This is a genomic window from Clostridia bacterium (genome assembly GCA_035628995.1).
Classification (GTDB): Bacteria; Bacillota; Clostridia; order Lutisporales; family Lutisporaceae; genus BRH-c25.
In genome coordinates this window covers 15,899-34,089 of sequence record DASPIR010000003.1, presented here as the reverse complement: position 1 = coordinate 34,089, position 18,191 = coordinate 15,899, and the positions used below count along the sequence as shown (strand labels likewise).

Annotated in this window: 29 protein-coding genes; 2 read left to right on the top strand and 27 right to left on the bottom strand. The window is 37.6% G+C overall.

The window, feature by feature from the left end; all coding sequences use genetic code 11:
• Positions 1-4: 4 nt before the first annotated feature.
• Complete coding sequence (locus VEB00_00915) at positions 5-148, bottom strand: hypothetical protein (GenBank protein HYF81577.1); 144 nt, start codon at positions 146-148, stop codon at positions 5-7.
• A gap of 105 nt (positions 149-253) precedes the next feature.
• Here VEB00_00915 and VEB00_00910 point away from each other — a divergent pair, with 105 nt between their 5' ends.
• Both VEB00_00910 and VEB00_00905 read left to right on the top strand, forming a co-directional pair.
• Entirely contained in the window at positions 254-1,075 is an 822-nt protein-coding gene (locus tag VEB00_00910) for a ZIP family metal transporter (protein ID HYF81576.1), read from the top strand.
• A 111-nt stretch (positions 1,076-1,186) separates the two neighbouring features.
• Positions 1,187-1,720, top strand: a complete 534-nt coding sequence (locus VEB00_00905; protein ID HYF81575.1) for a hypothetical protein — start codon at positions 1,187-1,189, stop codon at positions 1,718-1,720.
• Positions 1,721-1,787: 67 nt separating this feature from the next.
• Here VEB00_00905 and VEB00_00900 read toward each other — a convergent pair whose 3' ends face one another.
• The 26 genes from VEB00_00900 to VEB00_00775 form a co-directional block, all read right to left on the bottom strand.
• Complete coding sequence (locus tag VEB00_00900; GenBank protein ID HYF81574.1) at positions 1,788-2,612, bottom strand: VanW family protein; 825 nt, start codon at positions 2,610-2,612, stop codon at positions 1,788-1,790.
• Positions 2,605-3,648: a S66 peptidase family protein gene (locus tag VEB00_00895; GenBank protein HYF81573.1), complete on the bottom strand. Its 1,044-nt coding sequence runs from the start codon at positions 3,646-3,648 to the stop codon at positions 2,605-2,607. The genes VEB00_00900 and VEB00_00895 overlap by 8 nt, the downstream gene beginning before the upstream one ends.
• A 43-nt stretch (positions 3,649-3,691) precedes the next feature.
• Complete coding sequence (locus VEB00_00890; protein ID HYF81572.1) at positions 3,692-4,207, bottom strand: GNAT family N-acetyltransferase; 516 nt, start codon at positions 4,205-4,207, stop codon at positions 3,692-3,694.
• Between the two features lie 29 nt (positions 4,208-4,236).
• Positions 4,237-4,863 carry an HAD family hydrolase gene (locus VEB00_00885; GenBank protein ID HYF81571.1) on the bottom strand — a complete coding sequence of 209 codons (627 nt, stop codon included), beginning with the start codon at positions 4,861-4,863 and terminating at the stop codon, positions 4,237-4,239.
• A 96-nt stretch (positions 4,864-4,959) separates the two neighbouring features.
• Positions 4,960-5,643 carry an HD domain-containing protein gene (locus VEB00_00880; protein HYF81570.1) on the bottom strand — a complete coding sequence of 228 codons (684 nt, stop codon included), beginning with the start codon at positions 5,641-5,643 and terminating at the stop codon, positions 4,960-4,962.
• A 3-nt stretch (positions 5,644-5,646) separates the two neighbouring features.
• Entirely contained in the window at positions 5,647-6,126 is a 480-nt protein-coding gene (locus VEB00_00875) for a GNAT family N-acetyltransferase (GenBank protein ID HYF81569.1), read from the bottom strand.
• Positions 6,119-6,637: a DNA topology modulation protein gene (locus VEB00_00870; GenBank protein ID HYF81568.1), complete on the bottom strand. Its 519-nt coding sequence runs from the start codon at positions 6,635-6,637 to the stop codon at positions 6,119-6,121. Before VEB00_00870 ends, VEB00_00875 begins: the two co-directional genes overlap by 8 nt.
• Positions 6,638-6,719: 82 nt before the next feature.
• Positions 6,720-7,400, bottom strand: a complete 681-nt coding sequence (locus VEB00_00865; protein HYF81567.1) for an HAD family hydrolase — start codon at positions 7,398-7,400, stop codon at positions 6,720-6,722.
• A gap of 60 nt (positions 7,401-7,460) precedes the next feature.
• Positions 7,461-8,117 (bottom strand): class I SAM-dependent methyltransferase, encoded by a 657-nt coding sequence (locus tag VEB00_00860; GenBank protein ID HYF81566.1) that lies wholly within the window; start codon positions 8,115-8,117, stop codon positions 7,461-7,463.
• A gap of 27 nt (positions 8,118-8,144) precedes the next feature.
• Positions 8,145-8,969 carry an EFR1 family ferrodoxin gene (locus tag VEB00_00855; GenBank protein ID HYF81565.1) on the bottom strand — a complete coding sequence of 275 codons (825 nt, stop codon included), beginning with the start codon at positions 8,967-8,969 and terminating at the stop codon, positions 8,145-8,147.
• A 216-nt stretch (positions 8,970-9,185) separates the two neighbouring features.
• Positions 9,186-9,803, bottom strand: coding sequence for a lactate utilization protein (locus tag VEB00_00850; protein HYF81564.1), 618 nt, complete (start codon positions 9,801-9,803; stop codon positions 9,186-9,188).
• Positions 9,804-9,841: 38 nt separating this feature from the next.
• A complete protein-coding gene (locus VEB00_00845; GenBank protein ID HYF81563.1) occupies positions 9,842-10,669 on the bottom strand; it encodes a hypothetical protein in 828 nt (275 codons plus the stop codon).
• A 247-nt stretch (positions 10,670-10,916) separates the two neighbouring features.
• Positions 10,917-11,120 (bottom strand): type II toxin-antitoxin system RelE/ParE family toxin, encoded by a 204-nt coding sequence (locus VEB00_00840; GenBank protein ID HYF81562.1) that lies wholly within the window; start codon positions 11,118-11,120, stop codon positions 10,917-10,919.
• Positions 11,121-11,122: 2 nt separating this feature from the next.
• Positions 11,123-11,335 (bottom strand): DUF2281 domain-containing protein, encoded by a 213-nt coding sequence (locus tag VEB00_00835; protein ID HYF81561.1) that lies wholly within the window; start codon positions 11,333-11,335, stop codon positions 11,123-11,125.
• Between the two features lie 145 nt (positions 11,336-11,480).
• Positions 11,481-12,161: an HAD family phosphatase gene (locus tag VEB00_00830; protein HYF81560.1), complete on the bottom strand. Its 681-nt coding sequence runs from the start codon at positions 12,159-12,161 to the stop codon at positions 11,481-11,483.
• 217 nt (positions 12,162-12,378) lie between these two features.
• Complete coding sequence (locus VEB00_00825) at positions 12,379-12,834, bottom strand: GNAT family N-acetyltransferase (protein ID HYF81559.1); 456 nt, start codon at positions 12,832-12,834, stop codon at positions 12,379-12,381.
• A gap of 42 nt (positions 12,835-12,876) precedes the next feature.
• Positions 12,877-13,656, bottom strand: a complete 780-nt coding sequence (gene bla / locus VEB00_00820; GenBank protein HYF81558.1) for a subclass B1 metallo-beta-lactamase — start codon at positions 13,654-13,656, stop codon at positions 12,877-12,879.
• Positions 13,657-13,818: 162 nt separating this feature from the next.
• On the bottom strand, positions 13,819-14,430 hold the full coding sequence (locus VEB00_00815; protein HYF81557.1) for a non-canonical purine NTP pyrophosphatase: 612 nt from the start codon (positions 14,428-14,430) through the stop codon (positions 13,819-13,821).
• Between the two features lie 55 nt (positions 14,431-14,485).
• Entirely contained in the window at positions 14,486-14,836 is a 351-nt protein-coding gene (locus VEB00_00810; protein ID HYF81556.1) for a GNAT family N-acetyltransferase, read from the bottom strand.
• Complete coding sequence (locus VEB00_00805; protein ID HYF81555.1) at positions 14,809-14,958, bottom strand: hypothetical protein; 150 nt, start codon at positions 14,956-14,958, stop codon at positions 14,809-14,811. The genes VEB00_00810 and VEB00_00805 overlap by 28 nt, the downstream gene beginning before the upstream one ends.
• Before the next feature lie 74 nt (positions 14,959-15,032).
• Positions 15,033-15,569, bottom strand: a complete 537-nt coding sequence (locus tag VEB00_00800; GenBank protein ID HYF81554.1) for a flavin reductase family protein — start codon at positions 15,567-15,569, stop codon at positions 15,033-15,035.
• A 39-nt stretch (positions 15,570-15,608) separates the two neighbouring features.
• Positions 15,609-16,190, bottom strand: a complete 582-nt coding sequence (locus VEB00_00795) for a flavodoxin family protein (GenBank protein ID HYF81553.1) — start codon at positions 16,188-16,190, stop codon at positions 15,609-15,611.
• Positions 16,191-16,216: 26 nt separating this feature from the next.
• On the bottom strand, positions 16,217-16,705 hold the full coding sequence (locus VEB00_00790; GenBank protein ID HYF81552.1) for a hypothetical protein: 489 nt from the start codon (positions 16,703-16,705) through the stop codon (positions 16,217-16,219).
• Between the two features lie 123 nt (positions 16,706-16,828).
• On the bottom strand, positions 16,829-17,287 hold the full coding sequence (locus tag VEB00_00785) for a GNAT family N-acetyltransferase (GenBank protein ID HYF81551.1): 459 nt from the start codon (positions 17,285-17,287) through the stop codon (positions 16,829-16,831).
• 81 nt (positions 17,288-17,368) lie between these two features.
• Positions 17,369-17,773, bottom strand: a complete 405-nt coding sequence (gene ndk / locus VEB00_00780) for a nucleoside-diphosphate kinase (protein HYF81550.1) — start codon at positions 17,771-17,773, stop codon at positions 17,369-17,371.
• 24 nt (positions 17,774-17,797) lie between these two features.
• Positions 17,798-18,148: an MmcQ/YjbR family DNA-binding protein gene (locus VEB00_00775; protein ID HYF81549.1), complete on the bottom strand. Its 351-nt coding sequence runs from the start codon at positions 18,146-18,148 to the stop codon at positions 17,798-17,800.
• Between the last annotated feature and the right edge of the window lie 43 nt (positions 18,149-18,191).

Here is an 18,191-nt window from a genome sequence, read left to right as displayed (position 1 = left end):
AGTATTACCTGCACTTTCCAATATAGTCTGTCTTCTTTCTTCCATGAGGACATGCATATAGGCACATTCCACAGACATCAAGCTTTCCGGCTGATGTCAAAGAGTCAAAGTACTCTTTTCCGCCCCCTAATTTATACTCATGTTTCAATTATATATAACTGCACATAGGAATATCAAGCATATATAATTTGTTGTAACCATATCCGAGCTAAATCATAATATGAAATTAGCGGGTATTGAAGGGGGTCCATGTATGATAGAGTATCTCTCACAGTTCAATATGATATGGCTTGGAATTATGGCGAGTCTTGGTGCCGGTCTGGCCACCGGAATAGGCTCACTGCCTATATTTTTTACAAAGAAAATATCTAAGAAGCTGCTTGACCTGCTGCTGGGTGCAGCTGCCGGAGTTATGCTTGCAGCTACTTCCTTCAGTCTGATTGTGCCGGCAATCGAAAAAGGCGGTGGTGGGATAAGGGGCGCAACCATTACCTTGGTAGGCATATTATGTGGGGGCATTTTCCTAGATTTCATTGATAAGTTTTTCCCTGATACCAACCTGCTTTCAAATGCAGTAAACGGAAATACAAATGGTGGAAATTTAGCTGTGTATGAAAATAATAATTCCAACCTCAGAAAGGTATGGTTGTTTGTATTTGCAATAACTGTCCATAACTTTCCTGAAGGTCTCGCTGTAGGTGTTGGTTTCGGCGATGGTGATATAGTTAATGGTCTGAGTATTGCAATCGGAATTGGACTGCAGAACTTGCCCGAGGGTCTGGCTGTTGCGCTTCCGCTTTTAAGAGAACACTATACAAAAAAGAAAGCGTTCCTGATAGCTCTGTGCACAGGTTTGGTAGAGCCTATTGGAGGACTTTTGGGTGTTGCACTTGTCCAAGTATCCAAACCGATACTGCCTTTTGCTTTAGCCTTTGCCGCCGGGGCGATGCTCTTTGTCATTAGCCATGAGATAATACCGGAAACACAGCATCAGCAGAGTCATTCCAAGCTTGCCACCCATGCCTTGCTTGTTGGGTTTGTCGTTATGATGTTCCTGGATAATACATTGGGATAAATCGTTTAAAAATTAACTTTCCTATACGATGAAAAGTACTGGTTAAAAACTATTATTATTGAGACAATACATGCTATAATTACAATAAAAAACATTGAGAGGAGCAGCAGTATGATAAATAGGGTTAAGGTAAATCTAGAGGCAGTCGAGGCTATGCTTTATTTCTGGCAGGCAGTGAATGACCGTGAGAACCTTTCAGAGATGTTTATCTATGATATTGCAGCTATGCCAGGTTTGGCACTTGCATACGAGATTGGATTCAACCAAGAGTCTGTCCGCAGTGCCCTTAGTGCTATTAAGAACAGAGAGATATACTCCAGAAACAACAAAAAAGAAGGTCGGTTCTACAGCAACAACCTATGGATGATGGAGGATCTGAGTTATACCAATTCAATGGTAGCCCCATTGAAAAAGCTTAACCTGGAATTTTTGACCAGTGATTTAAATTCTAAATACCCGAACGCTAAATATAACGAACTTGAAGTCTTATTCTCTCCTCTTCATATAAAGGACTATATTATCAAAGACAACAAACTGATAATCAACTTTTTCAAGGTAAAACCAGGTGACGATGAAGCTTTCATAGAAGATATGAAGCTGAAGGAATATATAAAGGAAAAGCTGGAAGAGTTGCTTTCAAAATAATGTATAAAAGCCTGTACCCCTTGCTTAAAAGCTAGGAGTATAGGCTTTTTTTATAGCAAGCATTAAATCATAGGCTGGTTGAGCTGCTTTCACTTAGAAATGGCTGATACATCATGACTGCATGATTTTCAGTCAGAAACTCATCCATTAATAATACCCCTTCCAAGTCATATTCTTTTCTATTAATGGTATTATGTCTTACATAACCACCCCAGAATTCATGTGATATGTGGTGATCCCCTTCATAGACCTCATATCGGCTTTTAGCTTCCTTTGTACTTCTCCATTCACCATGAAGATTCTCGCTATCCATATAAAGCTTTAATTGATATGTATCATTTGTATTGTTATAAAGCTGAAGATCCCTATGATTATAAGCACATGTAGCCCCGCTTCCGAAAGGCTGGGTTCGGTTCGAGTCAGGAAACACATCGAAGCTGTGGCGGTATCTCTCAGTGACAATCAAGGGTGTGTGCAAAGCCATCCAGTATATTAGATTGGATAACTGACACAAACCACCTCCTACGCCAGCACGGAACCCTCTATTAAAAAGCACCATTCCATCCATGTAGCCTTTCCTTTTTGTGGGTTTCCCAACAAGCTTCCAATATGAAAAAGTCTCCCCCGGCTTAATTAATGCTCCATCAAGCCGTTTCACAGCAATTTTCAGGTTGGCAACTTTATTGTACTGCATCCACATGTCAACATTTCGAAGCTCCCTTAATAGTGGGGTTTTATGACTAAATACAGCATATGAAAGTGCTTCATCACTCAACACCTTGGAATACTTCTTCCCACTGAAGTACCATTCAAGATATCGCTTGCACCTATAATAAAGCATGCCGGCAATTATTCGCAGTCTGCTTCTCTTCTTTGGCTTCAAGCTATTCATAAACTACCCCCGATTCTAATATAGAAAAGGCCGCTTTTTCGCTGTCTATTTCCGCCATTGCACCATATGGCAATATCATCATTGGAGCAGTATGCCCGAAGTTCATATTGCAAAGTATCGGCAGATCCGCTAGCTTCATCTCGTCTCTTACTACTTTTACAATAGCCTTTTTATACTCCTCATAATACTGGTTGTCGTAGGGTTTTCCAAAAATAATTCCATTGGTTCTGTTCAATATGCCTTGTGAGCCATAGTTCCTAAGCCAATACTCAAAATATGTGGGGTCCGGCTTATCCTCTGAGGTCTCAAAAAACAGAATCGTATCATTCCACGCATCGATGCCAGGCCATAGCTCCGTACCCTTCAGCATCTCAAGAACCTCAATGCACCCGCCTATCAAACGGCCTCTCACAATGCTGCTCCCTTGAAGCAGCTCATAGCCCGTGTTGGGCTGCAAGCTCCTCTTAATTGACCAGTTCTTTTCTACCCAAGGCAGATGCTCGCTTGTCCAGCCAGGAGAAGGCTCTACCGTACCAATTGCCGAGCTGCTGAACAAAACCCTTTCAATCCAATGCTTTGTGTAGTCATGCATCTCCATATTCTCTGCAAGCTCAGCAAGTATTGACGGACCGTAAAAACTCGATAGCCCTGCCTTATAGCACATCATGTGAGCAACAGTAGTATCTGAATAACCAATGAGTATTTTAGGATTATTTCTTATAACATCAAAATCTATATATGGCAGCATCCTAACGCTCTCATCTCCGCCAATGCAGGAGAATATAGCCTTTATTGACTTATCCTCAAAGGCTGTCATCAAATCCTCTGCTCTTTTTTCCGGATGGTTGTATACATACTCTGTTCCCTTTAAAGTATTTGGCATCTCTACAACCTTCAAACCGAATTCATCCTCTAGTCTCTTTTTCCCCACATTGTATCTCCATACTATTTTACTGTCTCCGGCTCCACCCCATGACAAACTCACTGTTGCAACCTTGTCGCCTCGGTTAAGCCTTTGCGGTTTAATCAAATTCATGTAACTCACTGCCCTTCTTTTAAAATCCTCATCTACTATACAATTAGAGTTCATAAACCATTAATTCTTCATCTAAATATTTATTAGGCAGCTTGAGTGCATTTCTCTCTACCCCATATACTTCAAATTTACATCTTTTGTACAAGTTTTTGGCTTCGGTATTTGTCGCAATTACACCCAGATTCACCTGTTCTAGGCCTTTCATTTCCTTCGCTCTCCTTATGACTTCCATTACCAAAGCCTTCCCGGCACCTTTACAACGAGCCTCTGGTGCTACATACATCGCATTTATAGTAGCCTTATGCCTTAACTTCTCTCTCCGTTCGCGGAATAAGCCAACTATACCAATAAGTCTATCCTCATCATCGAAGCATCCCAAAATAAATTCCGAATCAGTTGCTTGAAAGGATTCCTTCAATCTCTGCGCAATTGAGCTTAAAGGTTTATCCTTCTCCTCTTCATAAGAGGCACCGAATGACTCAGGACATTCTTTTAGCGCTCTCAATCTCAATGCCCAATATTCGCTGGCATCTTCCTGCTTGAACTGTCGGATGTACATAGCCTCGCCCCTCTCTTTTCTTCTAATTCCTATTTGCTTTTTATGAATTCAAGTATGTCTATGGGACTGTGCAGTATATATGCTGAGTCAAAACCTTCAGAGCTCTTAGCGCCCCATAAAGCCAATCCGAATTTTACCCCTGCTCCCTCGGCACATTCCTTATCATATTTCGTATCTCCAATATAGACTAAATCCTTAGGATCGTCCCCGGACATTTCCATAAGCTTTAGAATTGGCTCCGGGTGAGGTTTATGTTTAGCAGTATCATCTGCACAAATCACATAGTCGAAATAATCCGCTAGCCCAAAAGGAATAAAATTACTATCAAACTCTTCTCTTGTCTTTGAAGTAACAATTCCGGTTTTTATATTCAACTCCTTAATCTTTCTAAGGCAATTATCTATCCCATCAAATATTTTCATGGAATCACTGAAATCGTTCAGATACTTAATCCATTTAGCTAAAGAGCTCTCTATATTATTGACTCCAAGCCGTTCTAATGTTACTGCTCCAGGTATCCCAAAAGCAAAGCTAAGCTCATCCTCTGAATATGCCTTTCCCAAATCCTCCTCCAACACTTTTTGCAATGAAGAAATAATTGCTTCACCAGTATCAATAAGAGTCCCATCCACATCAAAAACCACACATTTAATCATCTTAACTCCTCTTCAAAAATAACAATTATTTTCCAGTATTATACCACAAATGGTATTATTGTCTATACAATAATACCATAAATTTCCTTACGTTTATCATTTATCCTTTTCCAATTCATCATTTAACAAACACAAGCCTTTTTGATGAGTCAGGCACACTTCATTATAAATATTCTCATAGAATTCAATGCTTGCTTTTCTGCGCCCTTCAGCAATTATTGCTGCACGATCGGTATAGAATTTGTCATAGATATTTTTCAGCTTCCAATTATATTCCCGAAAAAAAGAAGGTATATTATCATTCCTGCCATCCAGCACTTTGCCGGATTCATCCACATAATACAGAGGCTGTGCGATAATTCCATTATATATCAATGTCCTGGCTATCCCCATGGTCCCTGTTGCGTCAAGCTTATCTGCATCATATAGAATCTTTGCTTCTATACTTTCCGGGGGGTTATTGTTCCGGTATCGATGTGTCGATATGCACACTTTCACATGAGAAGCTTCACTATCAGACCAACCTATACTCCTTAAAAAATCATATGCCATATCTGAGCCAATAATTGCATGGTCACATTCAGGATTGTTATTCTGTGCTTCACGTCCGATATCATGCAATAGTGAAGCTGCAATAAGTACGTCTTTATCCACATCAAACTCTTTTGCAATATCCAAAGCATAGTACAAGACACGGTAAATATGCTGACTGTCATGCGCACTGTCATTCATTAAAGACAGCATGTATTTCTCAATTTGCAGGTACATAGCTTTTCTCATAGGCTACTTGTCTCCTTGCTTGTATTCCATGTAATAAAATTCTGCTTCTCCAGTATCCATACTCCTAATATGTTTATATTTTATCTCAAATCCAATACTCTCATAGCATCTAATTGCCCTTCGATTAAAAATTCTTACTTCCAACGCGATCTTAGCATTAGGGTATCTTAACTGGCTTTCCTCTATTAAGACCTGCATTATATCTTTGCCATAGCCCTGTCCGCATAACGAAGGCCTCAGCCCCACTCCAAGAATGCAAATCCCGTCTTGGATATGTATCCTTCCATAAGCGATCAGCTCATTATCTTTACAAATCCCTATAAATTCTTTTTCTCTTTCCTCTTTGATTGAAAGGCTCCAACCACTCCTGACTACCTCCTCCCAATCAGAAAAATTGTATATGGAATAGACTCCTTCATACTTCCAAGTACATATTTCCTTAGCCATATCTTCGGATAACACACTGACTACATATTTATCCATTTTCCACCTCAATATTAACAATAAATTTACATACTGCTTTCCTACTCTTAAGAATGAAAACATCTTTCCCATGAGAATGCTTGTGAAGCTTTTCAATTATCCCCTTTCTTCTCTTGAAAGGAAAGGTAAGTACCCATAAGATAAACTCCAAATCCAGTTTTTCATCACAGCCTTCTGTCATACAAGGCCTTGTCCTTCCTGCATACATCAACCTTCTTTTGAATATACCCCAAAGGCATGTCCATAAAGGAAAGTCGAGAAAAATAATCGTGTCCGCAGCCTGAAACCTCAATTCCATAGTACCGCTATAATTGCCGTCTATAATCCACGAATCAGTACAGACAATCTTTTGAACGCTCACTGCCAATTCATCTTTTGATATCGGAATCCAGCCTGGTCTCCAAAACAATCTGTCTAAATGAAATACCTCAACACCGGTAATTTCTCCGAGTCTTCTTGCAAGTGTTGATTTTCCAGCTCCACCGGAACCAACAATAGCTATCTTACGCAAAAGCATGCCACCTCTTTTCAGCTATATATGGAGTGCCTCCTAAAATCTACAACAGCTTAAGTGTTTAATTAAACGAAGTTGATTAGCCGAGTAGTTCCATAACCTCAACAAGAGACCTAACGATATAATCAGGCTTTACTGGATATTTCCACTGTAACCCATTGCGATTAATCCAACAACTCTTAATCCCAGCCTTACTTGCACCAATTATATCAGATGCTGAATCCCCAATATGTAAGACTTTCTCAGGTTTTACCTGATAGTGTTTCAATACCATATTAAATATTCTGCTTTCGGGATCATTCTTATAGGAGCCAACATTTTCTGATATAAATACACTGTCAAAGTTAAGTTTAGGTATAAGTGGCTTAATCATCACATTGTCAGCATCGCTGACTAAACATATCGGGAGCCTTCCTCCAATTAGCTCAAAGAATTTCAATGCATCATCATAGAGCTTCGAATCTCCATGCTCTGATAAGAAAACATCTGCTGCAACTTGAAAATCAAATCCCAACTCTGTTTCTGCTGCAATCTCTTCAAAATATAGATTAAATATGGATTTGAGGTTCCTAAACTCTCCAGACTTATTAACTCTTTCATGAAACGCATTGGATAACTTTTGACTAATGAGTTTCGCGCAATTTGCAGCAGCTTCATCTGTATATTTATCCCTGAGAATTCTTTGCCAGATAAAAGGTATTCTATTGTCCACATCAACCAATGTCTGAAACATATCTATACATATTAGGTCAAACCTCATGAAAGCCACTCCCTCTGATTAGTAAACTTTGTTATTGTAACATCATCGTAGCATAAAGCTCTATTTCTTACCCAAAACAAAATAATGCCAGGAAACATAATCATGTCCTTCTAAAACAACATCCTGAATCTGCTTGACGGTTATAAGCCCGAAATTTGCCAATAATTCCTTCAATACCGAATCGTCTACATGATAATGAGGAACGCCATTTTCCGGGCCATCTTCAACCTTTATTACTGTATTATCATCAAGTCTTGGAAATCCAGCTTCCTTATAGCTCCAAGAATTTTTTGAGCAAAAGGTAATATAAAACTCTCCTCCAGTCTTTAATACCCGATTAATCTCAGAAATCGCCTTAATAATTCCCTTGCTATCCGTGTGAGAGATAACATGATATGCTAAAAGGCAATCAAAAGTCTCATTCTCAAAGGGTAGATCCATCATATCAACAATGGCTGCAGAAATATTCAAACCCTCTTTGCCTGCCCATTCTTGCAATCCACTTACAGCCACATCTGACAAATCAACCGAGCTTACATCAAAGCCGTTCTTAGCAAATTGTATTGAATGCCTGCCTCTACCGCACCCTAGGTCAAGAAACCTCTTGAAGTCTTTTTCTTTCCAACGGTTTATTAAGTAATATGACTCCTCACATGGAGTAAACCAAATTGCCTGCGAGTTCTTATTCCAATCCCATTCTTTGGTAACTTCTTTCATATTGTTTCTCCAATCTTCTGAAATGAATCATTTTTGTCCAGAAATATCATTTACTGTTGCCTCCGGATGATGATATCTTCCATTTTTTTCAGTATAAATTTTCATATATTTCTTGGACTTAATTTGAATTGATTGTACAGGGCAATAATTGATGCATGCATAGCATAAAAAGCATGGGGATTTCTTTTGCCATTCAGGTTTTTCATCAACCATTCTTATTTTCTGCGATAAACAGACCTTTTCACATACACCACAGCCTGAACACTTTGTATCAGCATAAAAATCTTCACCTGAATACCCTCTGGCATCAGCCATGCTAGATCCTAAATGTACCCATACAGGATTAACAGGAACGGTAATTCGAGTATCCTTTTCCTGGTATTTTTCTTTTTCTATTATTCTTTTTTGAAACGAGTCAAGCCTGGTCTGAACATCTGCTTCCAACTCTGCTAACTCAGCATCAGTGATTTGATGCCAATTGTCAAACTTGGAATCATTGTTAGCCATATTTAGAATCAAATATGAATCTAAGTTTTTGTCCTTCTTCTTTAATATTTTATCTATTTTGGTGAATGAAGTACTGCAAGGTGTACCAGCTCGTGTCGCTACTGCGAAAATATATTTAGTCGTGTTTAAATCGAGTTTTTTGATAATATCCTTTACAAGCATGGGAATTGTTGCAAAATGGATAGGGAACACAAAACCTACCGTTTCGGCATTAGTCTCCAATCCATCTTTATTTATAAGGCTTGCCATCGGTATAAGCTCTGTTTCTGGAAGCCGCTTTTGCAATTCTTTTGCAATATGTAACGAATTACCGGTTCCTGAAAAATAATAAATCTCAGTACTCATGGAAAAATCCACCTCTATTCAATTTATAGGATGTTTTCGATCATATGAATATATGAATTTGTAAATAGACAAAGTTTATCTACTTTCTATGATTATTCTCTTAATCTCTTCCTTATCCCAACTATTAATCTGATCAACTATACCGGGAACTAAATTGAAGTCACATATTTCTTCAAAGTCAACCCATGCATATTCTAAATGCTCAAAGCAATCTCTTTAGAAACCCAAATTCTCATTAACAATGAAAACTGTCATCCTGCCCTTAACTGCTTGTCCCTCAATAATAACAAAGTTATAGCATGCTCTTTCGGGTGATTGGCAATCCACACATTTCCTCAGTTCAACACAAGGAGGATTTAGGCCGGCCCGTTTTGCATTTGCAGGTGCCGAAATATTCCTAACACGTTTAACTGCCTCATCCAGTGTATTAACTATCTTGTTGGTTCCAATTACAACAATGACTTTCTCTGGTCCGTAAAGCATTGCTGCTACTCTATTACCGCTATGGTCTATATTTACCAGCTGTCCTTCTGCAGATATTGCATTAGTGCCTGTAATATACCAGTCAGAAAGCAATGCCTTCTTTTTCTGCTCTTTTATCTCTTCTTTAGTTGCAGCCATGGTCTTATCAAAAACAATATTACCTCTTTCTGATAATATCTTGGATATGTTCATGTTGATCAATGTTTGCGAGTTTCCAATACCTACAGTGCTGTCCAATGGAATCATCTCAACAACTTTATCTTTTGCTTGCTCAATATTTTCGAAATAATAAGCATCAATATTCCTCCGCCCGAGGTTGCTCATTAACCTTTGGATACTATTATCTAACATATCTTTAACCTCCTAGAATAAAGTGAACTAGCAGATTATTATATTCTGCCGAAGTTTCTTAATGTACAAAGAATCTCAATAGTTATGTAAGGCTGCCAATATTCCAATCCGTGCTCGTCATTCCAGCCACCATCTTCTCTTTGCGCTGCCTGTAGGTAATCTAAAAACTTATCTACATATGAGTTAGGAATTAACTTTGCGAGCTTGTCATCAGGAGATTTTATAAAATGAAACAATGTATGATATTGACTTTCTTTGGCGTTTTCTACACATTCGATAATATTCGTTGCCATAGCACTCTCTGCGCCAATTGTTTCTTCGCTTTCTCCAATGTTCGAATAATAGTCGAAAGCATGATACGCCATAAAAAGCCACTTATTTGAAAGTATCTTATTCGTATTTAAGTTCTTTGAAGCCCACTTTTTAGCACTCTCCTTCAGCAAAGGTGTTAAATATCCTAACCTGCTTAGATTACCAACTATTGAATCTGGAATTGTAGGATCAATATCTTTAGCCATCCACCAAGCATGAGGATAATCATAAAGGGATTTCGGAGCTTTAAACGAACCATTTTTATTTAAATTATTCTCAAGCCACTCAGTAGTGCCATCCAATAGATTCCCTAATGGCATACCGGTATCCCTGTTAATAGTTAAAAGAAATTCCAAAGATATCGGATTTGAATCAGGGCATTTCAAATCATGTTCAATCCCATTGCCCCATCCCCCGTCATCGTTTTTATAGCAAAGAAGTGACTGATGCAACTTTTCCAAGCTCCCATCACAAAATAAGAAGTCAAATAACCTTTTCTCCCATAGCAAGCCTTTGTCATAAACAAAGTACCTTGCTTTATCAATTGAAACCATCAGATCACCCCTTAAGCTTTAATACCAAACCCTATCCATCTACCATTAAATTCACTGGCTTGCATTGGTACGAGACCATTATTAGCTGCAACCCCGTCCAACACAATATTATGGTTAATTATACCATATTACCCTTTCTAATTGTATAGACGAATCCCCTTGGCTATTCCCAATAAAAAAGGTCGCCATTAATGGCGGCCTTTTTGATATCATTTATAAATATATCCCCTTGTATCAATCTTTGCTATTATAATATCCTCGTTTTCATATGATATATTATCCTGTATTTCCCCACCCTTAGCCTGAATAATGGCGGGTGCTTCTCTCCCTGTAGTTTTTTGACATCCCCTTGAGTTATTTTCTCAATTGCTTCAATTATTCTCTTTCTTGTATCTTTTTCATAATCAGCCAAAGACTTATATGCACTCTTCAAATAAACAATATTTCTCATTACTATTCACCCAGCAGTAGTTCTTTCACTTTATTTGAAGATATCCTTTCGTCGTCTTTGATCTTATTCCATATTTCTTCTTCCTCTTCACATTCTAAGTGCAGTTCTTGCTCTTTTTTACCTCTTAAATATAATAAAAAATCAATAACCTCTCCAGCTTTTGTCTCTGGTATCTCGTCAATTAATTTTTTGATAATCTCTTTGGCTGTATTCATAAAATTTCACCACCAATTGTTATTTATTTATATTTTACCATATTCCAAGGAAAAAATTTAGCTGCAACTATTAAATGAATCTCGCCACGGATGACGACCCCAAATTAGCTTGCGCTTACTGAAATCATAAGCTTCAATAATACGATCATGCTTCTTTTTGAGATTGTCTATATATGTCTTCTAAGATTGTCTTTACATCATGCAAGCTATCTAATTGTTTGTAAATCAGTTTTTTGATTTCCTCTTCTGGTTCCTTCATATCGGGTATCATTATAGGAATCATCCCTGCCCTATTTGCGGCTATTATCCCTACCTCAGAATCTTCCAATACAATACAATTTTCTGGCAAGCAGCATAATCTCTCGGATACTTTCAAAAATATTTCTGGATGTGGTTTAGAATGTTCGATTTCATCACCACATAAAACATAATCAAAATGCATATCAATTCCGACCATTTTCAATAGTGTCATTGCCCTCTGTCTGCTTGTCGAAGTTGCTACAGCTATTTTTATATCAGTTTCTTTTAGATAGTTCAGGAGTTCATATAAACCTTTTTTCACCGGAACTCCATTCAGATTTATAAGATTTTCTGCCACTTTAAACCGTTCATCTCTAATAGCATCAATAGGAAACCTTTCACCAAAGTGTGCCAAATATATTTCTATTGTACGATTAAGGTTTGCTCCAATTGTCTTCTTAAATATCTCTTCATCAATCTCATAGTCATATTTATGTGCAGCTTTCTTCCATGAGATAAAAGATATTTTCTCTGTATCAAACATAAGCCCATCCATATCAAAAATAATCAATTCTACTTTTTTCATTTCGTACCCCCTGTGCCCTAATCCACTACTATACCTCAAGCCACTGTCATGAATGACAACACTCAATCCGCAATTATCAGTATCTATCAAGAATCTGTTTTCTAATTTGAGGCCCGCAAAGCTGCTTAACAGAACTCTTAGTGTAATCTGTTTGTCCATGCCTCACTAAGTATATCTTCATCATTAACTCTCCCACTCTAGCTGAAACTCCTATATACTATGTTTCTATCTCATAGATCCTCGACTTTTCACCCCAAAGCATGTATCCATCTTCTATACGTTTCCAACCGTATTTCTCGTAATATCCATCATGATCCGTGCTTAAATAAACCTTAGGAAAGCCCAGCCTACCTGCTTCAGAAACCGCATGCGAAAGAAGTTTTGATCCCAACTCATTACCTCTCTCATTTTCAGTTACATATAATGCAGCAAGCCATGGCCACAAATCCATTCGACTGATAAAATCGTTCGTAATCAACGCACAGCATCCAACAATTTCTTCATCTTTCATCGCAAGAAACCATCTGGGTAATGGACTCTCTGTCGCAATGCTATGATTTATGCAATCAGAATAAAGCATGAAGTTATTTTCATTCCCGAAAGCGTTGTGAAAGTATTTCGTTCCTACCTCAAGTAAGTGTGGGTTTTCCCTAATTCCTAGTATTTTCAACAATTTGTAATACCCCCTCTTTGAAATAATATAATTACCTATCATCTACCTATTCAACAATTCTAAAGTATGTTTCAACAATTCAATACCACCCCATTTCCCATGTCCAGGTATAACAACATCAGCATCTGGGTACTTTTCTAATATTTTCTTTACTGAAATTGGCCATTGTTCTATATTTACATCTGTTGTGCTTCCTAAGCCTTTTGAATCCATAGCTTTTATTAAGCATCCACCAAAAATCACCTTGTATTGTGGAATCCAAACAACTATATTATCTGAAGAATGCCCTTCTCCAGGATAAAACACCTCAAAGCTAACATCTCCGACTTTGATACTTGGATCTGAATCAAGCAATGGCGCTGGCTTCTTGAAACCATTCTTTTCAGCTAGCTGTGCAGTCAAACTTGTACTTCTGACATCAATCCTATTTTCAAGCAGTGCACTGATCCCACCAATCCTGTCATCATGCGCATGAGTAATAAGTGCCAGAGAAATATCCTTATTAAACTTACTTTTCGTAAGCTTGATAAGCTCTTTTGTCTGCTCATTATTCCAAGGAGTATCGATTAAAACCAAACCTCCTGAAGTGTCTATGACTAGACCATTTGATGAAGTTCTATTCCCATTATAGTCAGCATAAGTGGTATGCACCCAAATGTTGTTTTTCACTTTAGTCAATTCGACATAGTTAGAATCCTCTGTACCACTTCTTAATAACTGCTCTTCAATGCTATCGCTTATTGATACATTCGCTTTACTTGAACATGAGACAAAAACTGAAGCGATGATAACCAACGCAACTATTAAATAAACTTTCTTCATATGCCCTCCAAAAAAATTAAACTTTATCGATTCACTCGTATCTTCCAGCTATCTCTATCAAGTTACCATCAGGATCTTCAATCATAAAAAAAGTATGGAGCAATAATATTCAAATACTCTAGGCCATATCATTCATGATTGGACTACTTTACATAAATAATCCTATTTTAAAATTGTTTTAATAAAAAAGTTTCTAAAGCCCATTGCCAATTTATCATTTTCAATATTACAGTAATCTTCAATATCCATATAATATTTTCTAGATTCATTATGTAATGAAAGAGAGTCTAATGGAAAACCCGCAATTCTCTTTACATGAGCCTTTGATGCTATGAGAAAACTTTCAGATGATATATCTTCTCCATCATACTCGTATACATTTTCTTCATTAAGCACCAAACAAATTGCATTTTTATATCTGGCTTTTAACTCGCCTCCTAGCTTTAGGGCAAGGCTAGAATAGTGTTCTATCATCTCTTCATCGTTTAATACTTTACCATTAACTCTTCTGACATGAACACCTGGTTGTTCTTCATCCCTCAATGCTTCAACAAAGAGCCCGGAGTCACAGGAAAATACCGGCATTTTTGCGGCTCTGTAGTATGCTAATGCTTTAACCCTTGCATTATCTAAGGGATTATTACCACTCTCGTCAATATAACCAATATGCAGATCAACATCATTTAACCCAACGATTTCAATACCTAATCCACCAAGCATTTCCCTCATATGTTGCAGTTTCCCCGGGTTGCTTGTCCCATACAACAATTCCATATTTCATCCTCCAAAGCAAGTTGTACCCAGCAATTGCTTATAAATAACTTCTACTTTATATAACCTTCCAGAAATCTGCCCTATATTTAGCAAATCCCATCTTTTCAAAAAAAGCATGTGCATCCTGATTGAACATCCATGAGTCCAACTCTATTCTATGCAACTTTAATTCCCTTGCATATTCTTCAATTCGCTTTATCAACATACGTCCTGCACCCAAACTCCTATGAGTCGGAGTTACAGCAATTTGATTTATATACATAACGCGCCTCTCAAATTTAAACGGATTCTCTGGTGCGCAATTAACTACGGCCCAAACATATCCAACCGCATCTTCTGACCCAGTTACTGCAAGTAGAAGAATATCATTTTCTCTATCTACAAGCTGAGAAAAGAAAAGTCCCATCTCATAGAATCCGTTGGATATTTAAAAATGTGTGGATGTGCCTCTGCATGAATCCTTTGAACAGTATCGTTAAGAGAAACAACCAAATGTATATCATCCTTAGTGACCTTTCGAACTTCCATTAAAACCGCCTCCAGATATAATTATTCCTTTTATACATTCTGCGTCCGGTTAAAGACCACAATAGCTTAAATAATTATTTCTTAAAAAGTTCCTTATTTCTGGCTCCCTCAATGAGCTGTCCTACAGTTCTAAACTGACCAAGCCAAAACATCAATGCATCATCCCTAGTATAATCCTCGTCTATATGTACTTCCCTAATCTCTCCAATGAACCAGCTGTGACTACCCTCATAACCAATCTGATGTACAACTTTACATTCAAGGCTCACAGGGCATTCCTCAATAATATAAGTATCAATCTTATTTCCTTTCCGAGGTGTCAAACCAGCTTTCAGATACTTATCCTCATCTCTACCGGAAACTGTACCACAGATATGTAGCTTGTCCAGCTGATCCTTAGTGGGGATATTTATCCCAAACTCTTTCTTTTTAGTTATCAATTCATAGGTGTACTTCTCAGGCTTAATCCCAACCATTACAGAAGGGGGTTTGAACGAATAGAAGTGAAATGCTCCTGCCACCATAATATTACTGTCCACGGTCACAAGAACAACAGGAAAAGAAGGAAGTGCAATTATTCCATCATGTAAATTTTCATGAATTTTCTTCATTGAAGTTTCCCCCCCTTGAATCTTCTATAAATTACCCTTTTACACAAGTGAATCATATACTTTTACTGCAAATTCCTTTGCAGCATTAACTGCTGATTCATTTTGGAAATATGATTTCCCATCAATATCTTGGACAGCTAATTTCCCTAAATATTGCAAATTAGAATGTTTTGAGTATCTCCTCATTCCTTCTTCAAATACCCCTGCACCATCCTCTATTTCGTAGCCACAAGTTGTAACTAATGCACACTTTTTCCCTTCCCATAGGCATGGACCTTCTGTGTCTCCATAATACTTGTTCATACCATAAACAAGCCTGTCCATAACAGCCTTCATCGGAGGCGTGCAGTACCATGAATATATAGGACTTGCAAATATAATACAATCAGATTTGAGGACTGCTTCATATAATATATTCATATCATCCTTCTTCGGGCAACCCGGTTCTTCGAAAATATTCTGACACGTCCAACAAGCAGTACATGGTTCTATGTGCTTATCCTTGAGTGAAATAAAGTCAATCTCTGCTCCCAGTCTTTTTAGCTCCTCTATAAATGGCTGTAATAGTAACCCCGTATTGCTGTTTTCTCTGAGACTACCAAATAAAATACATATCCGCATAAATACCCCTCACTTTTTATTAATTACTAATAAACACGTCCTTTTATAGTCCAATCCTCTATATCAGCTCTAACAGATTCCCAAAAAATATAAATCCTGGCACTGCCTCTTTTAAAGGCACTCTTATCTGATTGATCTTGAACAAAACCATATTTCTCTAAAATTGACTTTGCCTTGTCAAAGGGGTCTCCTGGCCGGACACCATAGATGCTGTATTTAGAATCTGATATTTGAATCCACCCTGCTTTTCTTTTGAGCAATCCATCCCATGGGTAAGCAATTGTAACAGCAGAATTGTCATATTCATAGAATTGTGCTCCAAATCCGCCGATAGGGCTGCCCTCACCCAAAATCTTCTCCACCTGGTCAGGTGTCATCAATAATTTAACACTGGATATGTCTAAATTCCGATTAATTCTGTATACCTCTATGTACGGTGAAAATACATACCCTAAGAGAATCAATGCAACTAAGCAGATTACGGCAATTACGAAGGTCTTTCTTCTAATCTTCATTTAGAATCATCACTCCATTTTCTATCACTCAAGCATCTCTATAACTTTATCTATATCAAGTTTTGTTATATCACCTCTAATGAGGCTAATTCTATTTCCCGCTGATTTTATATCCATTTATGATTACTCCTTGCTCTCGAGCTTCTGCTGCATATATAAGGTATTTGGATAAAATCCAAGCTTTTTATAGAACAATATAGTAGATTCATTCTCCTGGGATACTGTTACTCCAATCACATTACAATTCTTTTCATTCATCCATTCTAAATGTTCCATTACAAGCTTCTTCCCAATACCATTCCCTCTATTAGCTTCATCAACATGCAGTGATTCAAGCTCCCCCCTGCCATCGGTTATAGTCGATATGCAATACCCGATATACTCATCATTGCTTTTTGCAACAGATATTTTCATAGTATCGCATGTGAACAGGCTGAAAGCTCCAATTCTCTGTTCAAAACAAATCGAGCTATATGACTCCTTAAAATATTCTGAACTGTTCTCATGATATTGTCTGTTCTTTTCCCATAGGTTCTTGATTAAATCAATCTCATCAAATGAAATATCAAAGATCTCACTCACGTCTACCTACCCCCTCATATTATCTTCTGCTCCCAGACTTCATTAGTGGCGCCAACTCCAAACACTTTATAGGTTTCACAATTATAACTCAGGAAACCATATTTTTATCTCACGTTCAGCGCTTTCTACGCTGTCCGAAGAATGAACAGTATTCTCAGTCTTTGATATCGCAAATCGACCTCTTACCGTACCCATATCAGCTTCTAATGGGTCAGTTGCTCCGTTTATCTTTCTTACCATGGCTATAACATTATCTCCTTCAATAATTAGAACACATACCTCTCCCCTCGTAATGTAATTAATAAGCTCTTTAAAGAATGGTTTATCTTTATGCTCTATATAATGGTTTTTTGCAATTTCTATAGTTGGCTTTATAATTTTTGAAGACGATATGTGAAGTCCTTTCTTCTCATATATAGAAATAATCTCACCCATTAACTTTCTCTCTTTAGCATCTGGTTTTATGATTACTAACGTTCTTTCCATAATTTCACCCTTTCTGATATTGATTTATACTAGTGCTTCTCTTTCCTGCTTTTTTAAGCCCTTCCGAATCAGCTCATATGACATATCTATCATTTCAATTACTTTTTCCTCGGGAATATCCAAATTGACATCAATTGTATTCCAATGCTTCTTATTCAGATGGTATCCGGGCGTTACCCCTTCATACTGCTCTCGAAAAGCAGCTGCAAGCCATGGCTCACATTTTAAGCTTATTGCATTCTTATCTTTTTTGATATCAATAAATGCAAAAAACTTACTTACCAGCTTAAATGACATACAACTGTTATCAAAAGGAAATTCAACTGTCACACCTGTTTTGCTCTTGCAGTAGTCGATTAATTCGCTTCTAGTCATTTAAACCACCTCCAGAAAGTTTTGTTCATGGGGATGACTATTT